The organism is Cupriavidus basilensis, assembly GCF_029335485.1.
Classification (GTDB): domain Bacteria; phylum Pseudomonadota; class Gammaproteobacteria; order Burkholderiales; family Burkholderiaceae; genus Cupriavidus; species Cupriavidus basilensis_E.
In genome coordinates, this window is the sequence record NZ_JARJLM010000262.1 from 1 (window position 1) to 13,096 (window position 13,096).

A 13,096-nucleotide genomic window follows, 5' to 3' on the forward strand; every position below is an offset into this window, starting at 1 on the left:
CGCCGGATCGTCTACCGTGGATCGGAGCTTCCAGCCTCGCCGTCCCTGCCGTGCTCCTTCAGATAGCCGAGCACACCGCGCACCGCTGCCGACATGGGCCGCGAGCGCCGGGTCAGCAGCCCCAGATTGACCATCGGCACGGGCAACGCCACGGGAAGCACGGACACCATCGCATAGCGGGCGTAGTGCTGCGCAACCTCGTTCGGCACCACGGAGATCATGTCGGAGCTTTCCATCATGGCGGTGGTGGCAAGAATGGAGGCGGTCTCGACGATATCCAGGGGCTCGATCATGCCCGCTTGCGTCAAGGCACGCTCGACCCTCAACCGCATCGGACTGCCTACCGGGTGAAGAATCCAGGTCATCGGCACCAGGTCGCGCAGGGTCAGCGGATCGATCCTGGCCAACGGGTGGTCCGGCCGGGCGATCACTCGCATCTGCTCGCCCTTTTCGAACAGTTCAATGTCCAGGTCCGGATGGCTGAGCCGATCGGGCAGGCGGCCCAGCACCACGTCGAAGTCTCCCCGGATCAGGGATGGCAGCAGGGTGTCGCTGGTACCGACCTCGATGGAAATCCGGACCTTCGGGTTGGCCGCCTTGAATGCCAGCAGCCCGCGCGTCAGGACCGCCGGCACCGGTCCCATGACGGTGCCGATACGCACCAGTCCGGAGGCGCCACTGGCCAGTTCCGCGATTTCGGCCTCCGCATGGCCGAATTCGTGCATCACCCCTTGGGCAAAACGGATCAGGACCTCGCCGTAGAGCGTCGGCTCCATGCCCCGGGGCAGGCGCTCGAACAGCTGGACGCCGAGTCTCTCCTCGAGTTGCTGGAGCAACAGGCTGGCCGCGGGCTGGGTGGTGTGCATCGCCGCGGCCGCCCGGCGCAGGTTGCGGTGCTCCGCCAGCGCGTTGATCAAGGCGATCTGCCGGCTCGATATCTTCAGCGGTGCAAACGCGTTCGCGGCGGTTTCGATCGGCTCGGGCTTCACATGGAAAAGATACGAATTTTGGTATCGATATATATGAAAACACGATTATGCAGGTATCGATAGGGGCTGTACAGTCGATGCGTCCCAGAACCCCCCTGACGTTCCGGATGTCCCGGAGGGCTCCCACAACCAACCCCCACAACCAACCAGCCGAGCGTCCCATGCGCATTCGAATTGCCCACCTCAGCGTCCACGACATTCGCTTTCCGACGTCCAGAACCCTTGACGGCTCCGATGCCATGAATGCCGCTCCGGACTATTCGGCGACCTACGTGGTGCTGCATACCGATGCCCCGGGGATGGAAGGCCACGGCCTGACCTTCACCATCGGCCGCGGCAACGAGATCTGCGTTCTCGCCGTACAATCGCTGGCCCCGCTGGTGGTGGGGCTGAGCCTCGACGAAATCACCTCGGACATGGGCGCCTTCTGGCGCCGCTTTACCACCGGCGACAGCCAGTTGCGCTGGCTCGGCCCGGAGAAAGGCGTGATCCACCTTGCGAGCGCGGCTATCGTCAACGCCATCTGGGATCTGTGGGCAAAGTCGGCCGGCAAGCCGGTATGGAAGCTGCTGGCGGACATGACGCCGGAAGCGCTGGTCCGTTGCCTGGATTTCAGCTACGTGACGGATGCCCTTACGCCGGAGGAAGCGGTCGCCCTGCTCCACCGCCAGGCCCCGGGCAAAGCACGGCGCGAGGCGCAGATGCGCGAGCAAGGCTACCCGGGCTACACCACTGCCGCGGGCTGGCTGGGCTACCCGGAAGACAAGATGCGCCAGCTGGCGCGCGATGCCGTCGCGGCGGGATGGACGCACTTCAAGCAGAAAGTCGGCGCCGGCCTGGAGGAAGATATGCGCCGCGCCACGATCCTGCGCGAGGAGATCGGCTGGGATCGAACGCTGATGATGGACGCCAACCAGGTCTGGAGCGTGGATCAGTCGGTCGATGCCATGCGTCGCCTCGCAGCGTTCGATCCCTGGTGGATCGAAGAGCCGACCAGCCCGGACGATATTCTCGGGCACGCCGAGATCCGCCGGCGCATCGCACCGATTGGCGTGGCTACCGGTGAGCACTGCCACAATCGCGTGATGTTCAAGCAGTTGTTCCAGGCGCAGGCATTGGATTTCTGCCAGCTGGACGCGGCGCGCCTCGGCGGCCTCAACGAAGTCCTGATCGTCGTCTTGCTGGCGGCAAAGTTCGGCATCCCGGTCTGCCCCCATGGCGGCGGCGTCGGCTTGTGCGAATACGTGCAAAACATCGCGCTGTTCGACTACATCGCGGTATCGGGTTCGCTGCAGAACCGGGTGCTCGAATACGTCGACCATCTGCACGAGCACTTCATCGAGCCGGTGGTGATCCGCAACGGCCGCTATATGCCGCCGCAACGCCCGGGCTACAGCATCGAGATGCATGCCGACACGCTCGAGCGCTACCGGTTTCCGCACGGACCGGTCTGGTCCGGCAGCTGATGAAGCACGCACCGGCGCCTGCATCGTATATGGACTGCTGTCGACCCCGCTGTAGGCGCCGACCTTGATTTCGCCACCATAGGAGTCGACGAGACCGGGGAACGCATCCTTGTGCCGATGCTCAGGGTGCCTTCCGGCGAGCGCACCAGGGGCGAGATCCATGGCGATGGGCAGAACGGCTTCGTGCCTTGGCAGATCGGCGCATCACTGGAAGAACGTGGGCTTCCCGGCTCCGCTGCCTACCCGCGGATAACCGGCACAAGCAGCAGGCTCATCAGCTTGCAGATCAGCCGCCGTCTTCCACGGTCGCATCGTCCGGATCAGGCCGGCATCCGTCCGCGCCTGCCCTTCCCCACCCGCGCGGCCATCGCCTCATGCACCGCCTCGCGCACGCATTCGGCCAGCAGTTCCGCCGCAGGCGTACGCGACAGGCGAGCCGCACGGGCGATCACCAGCGGCTGCCGGATGGTTTCTTCACGGATCGGCCTTTCGACCACGCCGCTTGTCAGGGCCGCCGACGGCGCCTGGGTGATCAGCAGCGATACGCCCAGCCCGTTCGCCACCATGCTCCTCGCGAGTTCCAGCGAGGTGGCGCGATAGCGGATCTCCGGTTGCAAGCCATACTGCCAGAACGGCGCCATCAGGAAATCGCGGCTGTGCGGCAGGTCGATCAGGATCAGCGGTTCGCTGGCCAGCTCCCGCAGGGAGATCCCGCCCCTTCCCCTGGCCAGCTTCGAGCCGGCAGGGACCAGTCCGTACGGATGCAGTTCGGCGATGCATTCGCGCTCGATCCCGCTGGGCAAGCCCACGTCGTAGGTCAGTGCGAATTCGATATGGCCGCCGTGCAGCCAGTCTTCGATCTGCGCCAGATCGCCTTCGACGAAGCGCACCGCCAGATCGGGAAAACGGGCGCGCGCGATCCGCAGCAGCACGGGCAGGTAGACCGGGGCAAGCGTGCGGAATACCCCGATATGGACCTCGCCAGAGGCGGCGTCGCCGCTCTCGTCGGCCTCGAACGCAGTCGCCGCGGCGAGGATTTGCCGCGCCTCGGCCAGCTTGCGCACGCCGAAGCGGGTCAGCGTCATCCGCGATCCGGCGTCCCGCGCGAACAGTTCTTCTCCGAACAGCGCTTCGAGTTCGCGAATGGCAACGGAGATCGAGGGCTGCGAGACGTTCAGCGTCCGGGCCGCTGACGTGGTGCTCCCGGCCTGCGCCGCCGCCGCGAAATAGCGCAACAGGCGCAAGGAGATTCTCATCAAGAAATCGTATAGGTGATAGTAGATATCAATATTTTACTTGATAGCCATGGCTGACCAGAATCATGGCATCGGCAAGCACGCCGCGCTGCATCGCCCTCGCGGCGGCGATACCACGCTGGCGAGGCTGCCCTGGCTACCTGGAGGAGTGTGAAGTGAACCATCCTGACCTGCCGCTTGCCGGCATCCGCGTGATCGATTTTTCGCGCGTGCTTGCCGGGCCTTACTGCACGGCCCTGCTCGGCGACCTCGGCGCCGAGGTGATCAAGATCGAGCCGCCGGGCGGTGACGACTACCGCGCGGTCGGCCCCTTCGTGGATGGCCGGAGCGGCCTGTTCTCCGCCATGAACCGCAACAAGCAGAGCATCGTCATCGACCTGAAGGCGGAAGCCGGCCTGGCGCTGGCGCGTTCGCTGTGCGAGCGGGCCGACGTGGTGGTGGAGAACTTCCGCCCGGGCGTCGCGCAGAAGCTGGGCATCGGCTACGCGGCGCTGCGCGAGCTGAATCCTTCGCTCGTCTATGCCAGCGTGTCGGGTTTCGGCCAGACCGGGCCGGAGTCGCATCGGCCGGCCTACGACATCATCCTGCAGGCGATGTGCGGCCTGATGGACGCCACCGGCGCGCCGGACGGCACGCCCACGCTGCTGGGTGAAGCCGTGTCGGATGTGGTGAGCGGCCTCTTTGCTTCGTGGGGCGTGCTGGCGGCCCTGCTCTCGCGGGAGAAGACCGGCAGGGGCACGCATGTGGATGTGTCGATGTTCGATGCCACCCTGAGCCTGAGCGCCACCCTGGTCGCCCGCTACGCCGCGACCGGGCTGGCCCCGCGCCGCGTCGGCAACCGCCACCCGTCGTCCGCGCCGTTCGGCGCGTATCGTGCCGCGGATGGCTTCTACGTGGTGGCGGTGCTGAACAACAAGCTGTTCCAGACGCTTGCCGGCACCATCGGCCAGCCGGAGCTGGCCGCCGATCCGCGCTTCGCCGACGATCACTCGCGCTGCAGCGCCGAGGCCGATCTGCGGGCATGCATCGAGGCATGGTCCGCCACGCGCACGGTCGAGGAAGTGAACCGCTTGCTTAGCGCCGCGGGCATTCCAGTCGCCCCCATCCGCAATGTGAAACAGGCGATGGAGAGCGACCATGCCGCTTACCGCGGCTTGCTGACCGAGGTGCCGGATGCGCGCGGCGGCAAGGTCCGCCTGCCCTCGCAGCCCGTGAAGTTCTCCGGCTACCGCGCCAATCGGGTGACCACCGCTCCCGCGCTGGGTGAGCACACGGACGCCATCCTGGCAACCCTCGGCATCGCCGGCGACGCCGTGCCGGCCCTGCGCGCGAGCGGGGCGCTGGGACCTGAAGCGCTCAAGCCTGCCGCGCACCATCGCCCGGGCGCTGGCACAACACCGGAAGACACCAACATGGAGAATCAACATGCATAAACGATTGGGCGTGCAGCCGGCCGACCTCGAGATCGGCGATGCCATCGGGCGGTTCGCCCGCAGCGAACTGGCGCCGAAGGCGGCCGAGATCGACCGCGACGAAGCCTCGACCACGCGTTATGTTCCGCTGCTTGCCGAACTCGGCATCATGGGCATGAACCTGCCGGAGCGTTGGGGCGGCATCGACGCTTCTCCCGTTGCGCTGATCCTGTCGCTGGTCGAGATTGCCAGGGCCTGCGCCTCCACCTCCTCGATGATCGGGGCGCATTACCTCGCCACCGATTCGATCCTGATCGGCGGCGACGACAGCCTGCGTGAGCGCTACCTGCCCGACGCCGCGGCCGGCGCGAAGCTTGGCGCCTTTGCGCTGACCGAGCCACGGGCCGGGTCGAATCCCGCGGACATGGCGACGCGCGCCACTCCGGAGGGCGATGGCTACCGCCTGCGCGGTGTGAAGCATTTCATCTCCAATGCCGACGCAGCGGATTTCATCGTGGTCTACGCGAAGACCGATCCCGAGGCGGGGACGCGCGGTATCAGCGCCTTCGTGGTCGACCGGAAGACGCCGGGGGTGGAGGTTGCCCCGGCTGAAAAGCTGATGGGCATCCGCGGCGCACCCGCGCACGAAGTGGCGCTCGACTGCTTCGTCCCGGCCGCGAACCGGCTTGGCGCAGAGGGCAGCGGCTTTCGCACGGCCATGAAGGTGCTGGACAACAGTCGCCTGGACGTGGCCGCCACCAGCCTCGGCATTGCGGAGGCCGCGCTCGAAGCGGCGGTCGACTGGGCCAGGCAGCGCGAGGTTGGCGGCGAACCGCTGTCGCGCAAGCAGGGCCTGCAGTGGATGTTTGCCGACATGAAGACACGGCTCGAAGCCGCCTGGCTGCTTACCTTGCAGGCCGCGGTCATGCGCGGGGCCGGCGAGCCCTTCACCGACCACGCCTCGATGGCCAAGCTCTACGCATCCGAAACCGTGGCCTTCGTGACGGATACGGCCTTGCAGATCCACGGCGGCTACGGCTTTACGCGCGAGATGCCGCTGGAGCGCCTGGTGCGCGATGCGCGCATCCTGCGGATCTACGAAGGCTCCTCCGAGATCCAGCGCACGGTGATTGCGCGGTCCTTGCTCCGCTAGGCGATCGCCCACCCCTCTCGGCAACCGACTGCCCATCGGCGTCCCTCGGGCCGCCGCATGGCAGCGCACAACATATTCAGGAGACAGAGATGGAAGCCCCAGGATCCGGCGCGGCCCCGCGCAAGCTGATCGAACGCCGCTCGATCGATTACATCCCCGAGTCGGAGCGGCACGGCAGTCTGTTCAGCCAATTCACCCTGTGGCTCGGCGCCAACCTGCAGGTGACCGCCGTGGTAACGGGGGCGCTGGCGGTGGTGCTCGGCGGCGATGTCTTCTGGTCGCTGGCGGGTTTGCTGGTTGGCCAGGTGATCGGTGGCGCCGTGATGGCGCTGCATGGGGCCCAGGGCCCGCAACTGGGGCTGCCGCAGATGATCTCCAGCCGCGTCCAGTTTGGCGTCTACGGCGCCATTATCCCGCTGGTGCTGGTCTGCATCATGTACGTGGGCTTCTCCGCCGGCGGCATGGTGCTGGCCGGCCAGGCGCTCGGCCACTTCCTTGGCATCGGCAGTACGAGCGCCATTCTCGTGTTCGCCGCACTGGTGGTGATGCTGGCCGCGCTCGGCTACCGGACCATTCATACGATGGGCCGCATCTCCAGCATCGTCGGCGTGCTGGCCTTTCTCTACCTGTTCGCCAGCCTGCTGCATGGGCACGACATCGGTGCGCTGCTGCAGAACCGCCACTTCACGGTGGGCTCGTTCCTGCTTGCAGTGTCCTTGTCGGCTTCGTGGCAGATTGCCTATGGCCCGTACGTGGCCGACTATTCCCGCTATTTGCCACGCTCTACCTCTGCGCTCAAGACGTTCCTTGCGGTGGGCGCGGGTTCGGTGCTGGGTGCGCAAGTCTCCATGGTGTTCGGCGTGTTTGCCGCGGCCCTGGCAGGCGACCGTTTCGCCGGACACGAGGTATCGTTCATCGTCGGCCTCGGCGCCAGCGGGGCCGTGGCGGCGCTGCTGTACCTGACCATTGCGCTGGGCAAGCTCACCATCACCACGCTGAATGCCTATGGCAGCGTGATGTCGGTGGCGGCCATCATCACGGGTTTTGGCGGGCAGCGCACCATCTCCAGCCGCGCGCGGCTTGGCTTTATCCTGCTGATGGTCGGGTTGTCGACAGCGCTGGCGCTGGCCGGCGAGCGCGCGTTCCTGAAGGAGTTCTCCGCCTTCCTGCTGTTCCTCCTCGCCTTCTTCACGCCGTGGAGCGCGATCAACCTGGTGGACTATTACTTCGTTACCCGGGAGCGCTATGATGTGCCGGCGCTCTCCGATCCGGACGGGCGCTACGGCCGCTGGAACATGGCGGGCATCGTGGTCTACGCGCTGGGCGTGCTGGTGCAGATGCCGCTGATTGCCACCAGCTTCTACACCGGCGCGTGGGTAGCGGCGCTGGGCGGCGTCGACATCTCGTGGATCGTGGGCCTGCTGGTGCCGGCCCTGCTCTACTACCTTGTTTCGCGGGCCAGACTGGACCAGGTCCCGAAGGCCCTGATCCTGCCGGACGAGCCTGGCGCGGCCAAGGCCACGGGAGGCTGAGCGGGTCCACGAGATCAGACGTCGACGATCACCAGCGTGCCATGGCTGCCCGGCAGCACGGCATGCGGGACCCCGGCCGGGGCGAGGTACATCTGCCCTGGCCGGACCACCACGGTTTCGGCTTCGACCTGTAGCATCAACTGCCCGCTCACCACGAACAGGCCCTCGTTGTAGTCGTGCGTCTCGGCTTCATAGGGCTGTGCGTCCATGCGGAGAACCTTGATGCGGGCGGGGCCGACCTGCCCCACCACCGACGATTTCCACACCGTCGGCAAATCCGACGCGAGGGCATCAAACTGAATCAGCGGCACCGGCATGGCTCCAATGTTGATCGTCGATCCACATCCGACGGGTTGGCACGTTCATACGCGCTTCGGAATATCCAGGCCTCTCACCACCGCGGGCCGTGCCAGGAAGGCTTCGAGCGCGCGTGTCACATGCTTGAAATCCCCGATGCCCACCAGGTCGCCGGCTTCGTAGAAGCCGATCAGGTTGCGCACCCACGGGAAGGTGGCGATATCGGCGATGGTGTAGGCGTCGCCCATGATCCATGCGCGGTCCGCCAGCCGGGTGTCCAGCACGGCCAGCAGGCGCCTGGCTTCCGCCACGTAGCGGTCGCGCGGGCGCTTGTCTTCGTATTCCTTGCCGGCGAACTTGTTGAAGAACCCGACCTGGCCGAACATCGGGCCGATGCCGCCCATCTGGAACATCAGCCACTGGATGGTCTCGTAGCGGCCGCCGGCGTCCTGCGGGATGAACTTGCCGCTCTTGTCGGCGAGGTAGAGCAGGATGGCGCCGGATTCGAACAGGCCCAGCGGCCTGTCGTCCGGCCCGTTGGGATCGAGGATCGCGGGGATCTTGTTGTTGGGGCTGAGCGACAGGAACTCCGGCGAGTACTGCTCGTTGGTATCGAAGCGCACCAGGTGCGGCTCGTAGGGCAGGCCGGTCTCCTCCAGCATGATGGAGACCTTGACACCGTTGGGCGTGGGCAGCGAATACAGCTGGATCCGGTCCGGACGCAGCGCGGGCCATTTGGTGGTGATGGGAAAGTCGGACAAAGCGGTCATGGGGATTCCGGTTGGCTGAAGCAATGGGGGGCAAGGCGCAAGGTGCAAGGCTCAAGGCATCACACCGTTGATGGGGGGCGGCCGGCGTCTGGCGGCCGCTGCTCGCCCGGGCGGGCAGGGAAGGCTGCCGTCATGGTTCCGGTCTGGCCGGGCGCGGGCTCACTTCGGCTTGTCGTCGTCGACCGGCGGGCTGACGCCCGCGGCCACCAGGCAATCGCGCAGGTGCTTGATTTCCTGTTTGGCGCAGACGTTGCCGTGGTGCGGATGGTGGAGGTAGAACTCGTACTGGTTGAGCACGACCCTGAAGCGGGCGCCCTGGATCGGCTCGACGCTCGCGCCGAGTTGCTGGAGCAGGGTCTCGACCTCGCGCCAGTGGATATTGTTGCTCAGCGGGTGACTGAAAACCGACTGGAGCAGGCTCCGGGATTTGTGGCTCATGGCTGGTCTACCAACATCGGCGGCAATAGCCGTAGCATACAAGAGCGGATGGGTTGCTGCTTGTTTGCCGAGGGTGCGTCTCCTGCCCGGCTTGGCCTCACCCCACCGGCAGGCGCAGAGACTGGGCCGCGAGACCTGGCATGAGGCCCGCAGGACGCGGATCTGCCGGGTAGAGGGACTATGGGTTCCCGAAGCCCTGAGGCGCGCCCACGCCTGTTCAGGCAGCCATGGCCTGCCCGTCATGTCGCGTCACACGGTTGCGGCCAGCGCGCTTGGCGGCGTAACAGGCGCGGTCGGCAGCCTGGATCCAGGCCTCCCATGGCCTGGTGCCGGTATCGACCCAGGCGATGCCGATGCTGACGGTGATGCGCACCGGCAGTCCGTCGATATCGATCGCCAGCCCTTCGGCGCGCTTGCGCAGCCGCTCCGCGATCTCCATCGCCCTGCCTGCGCTGACTGCCGGCAGGAAAAGCACGAATTCCTCGCCGCCGTACCTTGCGAAGACATCGCCCTTGCGCAAGTGCCCCTGCACGGTCTTTGCAAATGCGGTCAGCACGCGGTCCCCGGCGGGATGGCCGAAGCGGTCGTTGATCTCCTTGAAGCGATCCAGGTCGAGGATGGCGACGGCACTGCCGGGCAGTGGCCTGGGGGGCAGGCGCTCGAGAAACCAGCGCCGGTTGCCCACCCCGGTCAGCGCATCGGTTTGCGCCGCCAGCCGGAGATCGGCTTCGGCACGTTCTCTTGCCAGCGCGATGACCAGGATGGCGATGGCGAAATTGCAGAAGATCTGCAGGAAGAACGCCGTGGCCATGTCGAACGACGTACGTATATCGCCAACGATGCAGACCAGCCGCGTCGCATAGATGGCCGCGCTGGCGGCCAGGCAAGCCACCAGGGCGAGGCGCGAGTGCAGCGGCTCGCTGCGCCGGTCTTTCCAGATCTCCACGGCGGACGCGGCCAGGAACGACACCGCGGTCAGGTGGAATGCGCTGGCCCGCAGCGCGTCGGTCGCCGTGAACTCGGTGACGATGCCAGCCAGGAACCAGACGACCGGCACCAGCACGATCACCGAGCGCAGCGCACGCCGCCGGCCGCTCATGGCGCGCATGCCGGCCCACAGCAGTGCATAGCCGCTGGTGCCGAGCAGCAGGCTCAGATGGGTCCATAGCCAGTGCGGTATCGCGGCCTGCTCGCCCAGGCCCGCCAGGGTGGCGCCGCATGCCAGGCTCGTCAGCGCGAAGGCCAGCCTGCCGAGCCCCCGCGATACCGGCGATTTCCGCCTTATATTCAGGATGCCCAGGGCTCCCGCGATCAGCGACGTGGTGTGAAGCAAGAGTACGGTGGCCAGATCAATTTTAAAAGGCATGGGCCAATCCTTGGCTTCAATATCGCAGTCTGAATGCATCGATCCGTCTGCCGGCATCCTGCCGTTCTGTTCAGGAACATGGCCATTGCCTGCACGGTAGCCGATGTGACTTTTGGCCGTACGTTTCAATTATGCCTTGGCGCGAGCGTTGTCCGGACTATGGAAAACGAGAAATCGGGAGAACCCCGGCGATTGGGGGGAATGCAATCCGAATTACTACCGAGGCGCCGAATTCTTTCAAATATTTCATAAGCCGGACGTAATGGATATTCGGCATTATTTTCTGCAAATTACGCAACAGTCTGTGTCCAGGGGCCGCCATATCGGATCGATTGTCCGCGTTGCCTGCTGTGAATATTGGAATTCATTCTGACAGGCTGCTCAGGTGCCGGGGCGGCGCCGTTGCCCTGCTGGGCCTCAATCCCGGCCAGCCGCCAGGTATGCGCGCGGCGTCATTCCGGTATAGCGGCGGAACAAGGCGATAAAACTGCTGACGCTGGTGTAGCCGAGGCCGAGCGCCACGGCGGTGACGCTTTCCCCGGCGGCCAGGCGTTCCATGGCCGTGAGCATGCGCAGCTGCTGGCGCCATTGCGTCAGGCTCCAGCCGGTGTCGGCCTGGAAGCGGCGGGTCAGGGTGCGGCGGGCCATGCCGATGCGCCCGGCCCAGCCGTCCAGGCCGGTGTTGTCGTCGGGGGTGGCGAGCAGCGCAGCGGCCATGCGCAGCAGCCGAGGTTCCTGCGGCATGGGCAGGAACAGGGTCTGCGCCGGCTGGCGGGTGAAGTCGTCGGCAAAGACCGCCAGGTAGTGCTCGCGCGCCGGCCCGGCGGGCGGCTCGGCCCGGGCCAGCGTATCGAGCAAGGCGGCCAGCAACGGCGACAGGCGCACCACCTTGAGAGCGGCCGGCATCGAGGCGCGGCTCCACGTTTCGGTGAAGTACAGGCTCATGCCGGCCATCGATCCGTGCATGTGGGCACCGTGGGCTTCGTACGGTGGGACCCAGCCGATGCAGCCGGTCGGCATCAGCCAGCGGCCGCCGCCGGCCTCGATGCTGACCACGCCGGATTTCACCGTGAACAGCTGCCCCTGCGCATGCTGGTGCGGCACTTGTTCGCGCGAGGCGGGATGCGCGATCGGGCGGATTTCCAGTAGCGACATCGGGATGGCCCATTTGAATCATAAATTGGCATTCTATCGTTAGCAGGCAATCGGGCGCATGCATAGACTGGCCACACCCATCACCCCAGGAGCGATCCATCGTGAATGCCAGATCAGATACCCCGACCCTCCCGGCCCGCTTCGGGCAGCCGCTGGCCGCCGTGCTCGACACGCTGACCGCCCTGCTTGCCGAACAGGGAAGACGGTTGCGCGCGCAGCAGCCGCGCGGCGCGCCGGCCGATTTCGAGGCGCTGCGCGTTGCCTTCGACCACCACAGCGGCGCCGTGGGCAAGGTACTGAAACAGACCCTGCTGGAGCGCTGGCCGGAGATCCCGTTTTCCGACAAGGAACTGGAGAGCGGCACGCGGCAGGCCCCGGAATACGCGGACGCCTACTGGGTTTGCGACCCGATCGACGGCGCGCTGCATTACCTCAGCGGCATGCCGGGCTGGACCATTGCGCTGTGCCTGGTGGTGCAGGGCAAGCCGGCGCTGTCGCTGGTGCACGACCCGGCCACCGGGCGCACCTATCGCGCGGTGGCCGGCCAGGGCGCCGATTGCGATGGGCAGCCACTGCGGGTCAATGCGCGCGGCAGGCTGGCACCGGCAATGATCGCCACCGCTCACCCGAACTGGCCGGGCCAGGCGCGCGAGGACACCGCGGACTTTCTCAGCCGCTTTGGGCGCCTGCTGCCGCAGGTGTTCGGGCTGCGCGCCTATGGGCCCACGTCCCTGTTGCTGGCGCTGGTGGCCGGCGGTGCGATCGATGGCTACTGGGAATGCGGACAGGACTATTACGACTGGCTGCCGGGCGCGCTGCTGGTGAGCGAGGCCGGCGGCACCGTGACGGCGCTCGACGGCAAGCCGTTCGGCTGGGGCTGCCAGGGCATTGTCGCGGCCGGGCCGGCCATGCATGGTGTGCTCGGTGCCGCGCTGAAGGGAGAGGATGCATGAAGCCGGAAGCCTTGTTGCCCGATGGCGTCGATACTGTCCAGGCCAACGGACTGGCCGTGCGCAAAGGCAGCGTCGGCGCGCTGCTGGCGAACTGGCGCGTGCTGAGCGATGCACGGCACGACGACGCCAGCCGCGCGGCGGCCGAAGCGGATTTGCTGGCCTTGTTGCCGGGCCTGGCCGCGCTCGGGCTGTTCGATGTGTTCGCAGCGCGCGATCCACGCCTGGCGGCACTGATTGCGCGGCAGCAAGCCGGCAAGCTGGAATCGTGACCGTGACCGTGACCGGCTGGCGCAGCGCAGCCGAAGCAAG

General features: G+C 66.5%; 13 protein-coding genes. 6 read left to right on the top strand and 7 right to left on the bottom strand.

The genetic code is table 11. The features are described 5' to 3' along the window. Nucleotides 1–11 precede the first annotated feature (11 nt). On the bottom strand, nucleotides 12–989 hold the full coding sequence (locus tag P3W85_RS15300) for a LysR family transcriptional regulator (RefSeq protein ID WP_276265418.1): 978 nt from the start codon (nucleotides 987–989) through the stop codon (nucleotides 12–14). A 161-nt stretch (nucleotides 990–1,150) separates the two neighbouring features. Between P3W85_RS15300 and P3W85_RS15305 the strand changes: the two genes are divergently transcribed. Next, nucleotides 1,151–2,455: an L-fuconate dehydratase gene (locus tag P3W85_RS15305; protein WP_276265419.1), complete on the top strand. Its 1,305-nt coding sequence runs from the start codon at nucleotides 1,151–1,153 to the stop codon at nucleotides 2,453–2,455. A gap of 320 nt (nucleotides 2,456–2,775) precedes the next feature. Here the strand turns inward: P3W85_RS15305 and P3W85_RS15310 are convergent, their stop codons facing one another. Beyond that, nucleotides 2,776–3,711, bottom strand: a complete 936-nt coding sequence (locus P3W85_RS15310) for a LysR family transcriptional regulator (RefSeq protein ID WP_276265420.1) — start codon at nucleotides 3,709–3,711, stop codon at nucleotides 2,776–2,778. Between the two features lie 155 nt (nucleotides 3,712–3,866). Between P3W85_RS15310 and P3W85_RS15315 the strand changes: the two genes are divergently transcribed. The 3 genes from P3W85_RS15315 (at nucleotide 3,867) to P3W85_RS15325 (ending at nucleotide 7,808) form a co-directional block, all read left to right on the top strand. Next, nucleotides 3,867–5,144 carry a CaiB/BaiF CoA transferase family protein gene (locus P3W85_RS15315; RefSeq protein WP_276265421.1) on the top strand — a complete coding sequence of 426 codons (1,278 nt, stop codon included), beginning with the start codon at nucleotides 3,867–3,869 and terminating at the stop codon, nucleotides 5,142–5,144. Next, entirely contained in the window at nucleotides 5,137–6,276 is a 1,140-nt protein-coding gene (locus tag P3W85_RS15320) for an acyl-CoA dehydrogenase family protein (protein ID WP_276265422.1), read from the top strand. The genes P3W85_RS15315 and P3W85_RS15320 overlap by 8 nt, the downstream gene beginning before the upstream one ends. An 89-nt stretch (nucleotides 6,277–6,365) precedes the next feature. After that, nucleotides 6,366–7,808 carry a purine-cytosine permease family protein gene (locus P3W85_RS15325; protein ID WP_276265423.1) on the top strand — a complete coding sequence of 481 codons (1,443 nt, stop codon included), beginning with the start codon at nucleotides 6,366–6,368 and terminating at the stop codon, nucleotides 7,806–7,808. A gap of 14 nt (nucleotides 7,809–7,822) precedes the next feature. Here the strand turns inward: P3W85_RS15325 and P3W85_RS15330 are convergent, their stop codons facing one another. The 5 genes from P3W85_RS15330 to P3W85_RS15350 form a co-directional block, all read right to left on the bottom strand. After that, nucleotides 7,823–8,119, bottom strand: coding sequence for a cupin domain-containing protein (locus tag P3W85_RS15330; protein ID WP_276265424.1), 297 nt, complete (start codon nucleotides 8,117–8,119; stop codon nucleotides 7,823–7,825). A gap of 51 nt (nucleotides 8,120–8,170) precedes the next feature. Then, nucleotides 8,171–8,875 (bottom strand): glutathione S-transferase N-terminal domain-containing protein, encoded by a 705-nt coding sequence (locus P3W85_RS15335; RefSeq protein ID WP_276265425.1) that lies wholly within the window; start codon nucleotides 8,873–8,875, stop codon nucleotides 8,171–8,173. A gap of 159 nt (nucleotides 8,876–9,034) precedes the next feature. Further along, nucleotides 9,035–9,313 (bottom strand): hypothetical protein, encoded by a 279-nt coding sequence (locus P3W85_RS15340; RefSeq protein WP_017230404.1) that lies wholly within the window; start codon nucleotides 9,311–9,313, stop codon nucleotides 9,035–9,037. A 217-nt stretch (nucleotides 9,314–9,530) separates the two neighbouring features. Then, entirely contained in the window at nucleotides 9,531–10,679 is a 1,149-nt protein-coding gene (locus P3W85_RS15345) for a GGDEF domain-containing protein (protein ID WP_276265426.1), read from the bottom strand. A 417-nt stretch (nucleotides 10,680–11,096) separates the two neighbouring features. Then, a complete protein-coding gene (locus P3W85_RS15350; RefSeq protein ID WP_276265427.1) occupies nucleotides 11,097–11,834 on the bottom strand; it encodes a helix-turn-helix domain-containing protein in 738 nt (245 codons plus the stop codon). Between the two features lie 101 nt (nucleotides 11,835–11,935). On the opposite strand from P3W85_RS15350, the gene P3W85_RS15355 reads away from it, so the two are divergent. Beyond that, nucleotides 11,936–12,787 carry an inositol monophosphatase family protein gene (locus tag P3W85_RS15355; RefSeq protein WP_276265428.1) on the top strand — a complete coding sequence of 284 codons (852 nt, stop codon included), beginning with the start codon at nucleotides 11,936–11,938 and terminating at the stop codon, nucleotides 12,785–12,787. Next, entirely contained in the window at nucleotides 12,784–13,056 is a 273-nt protein-coding gene (locus P3W85_RS15360) for a hypothetical protein (RefSeq protein ID WP_276265429.1), read from the top strand. The genes P3W85_RS15355 and P3W85_RS15360 overlap by 4 nt, the downstream gene beginning before the upstream one ends. The last annotated feature ends 40 nt before the right edge of the window (nucleotides 13,057–13,096 follow it).

Coding starts and splice junctions, on each gene's coding strand:
- P3W85_RS15360 (WP_276265429.1), top strand. CDS start 12,784: ATGAAGCCGGAAGCCTTGTTGCCCGATGGCGTCGATACTGTCCAGGCC.
- P3W85_RS15335 (WP_276265425.1), bottom strand. CDS start 8,875: ATGACCGCTTTGTCCGACTTTCCCATCACCACCAAATGGCCCGCGCTG.
- P3W85_RS15310 (WP_276265420.1), bottom strand. CDS start 3,711: ATGAGAATCTCCTTGCGCCTGTTGCGCTATTTCGCGGCGGCGGCGCAG.
- P3W85_RS15320 (WP_276265422.1), top strand. CDS start 5,137: ATGCATAAACGATTGGGCGTGCAGCCGGCCGACCTCGAGATCGGCGAT.
- P3W85_RS15350 (WP_276265427.1), bottom strand. CDS start 11,834: ATGTCGCTACTGGAAATCCGCCCGATCGCGCATCCCGCCTCGCGCGAA.
- P3W85_RS15325 (WP_276265423.1), top strand. CDS start 6,366: ATGGAAGCCCCAGGATCCGGCGCGGCCCCGCGCAAGCTGATCGAACGC.
- P3W85_RS15340 (WP_017230404.1), bottom strand. CDS start 9,313: ATGAGCCACAAATCCCGGAGCCTGCTCCAGTCGGTTTTCAGTCACCCG.
- P3W85_RS15345 (WP_276265426.1), bottom strand. CDS start 10,679: ATGCCTTTTAAAATTGATCTGGCCACCGTACTCTTGCTTCACACCACG.
- P3W85_RS15305 (WP_276265419.1), top strand. CDS start 1,151: ATGCGCATTCGAATTGCCCACCTCAGCGTCCACGACATTCGCTTTCCG.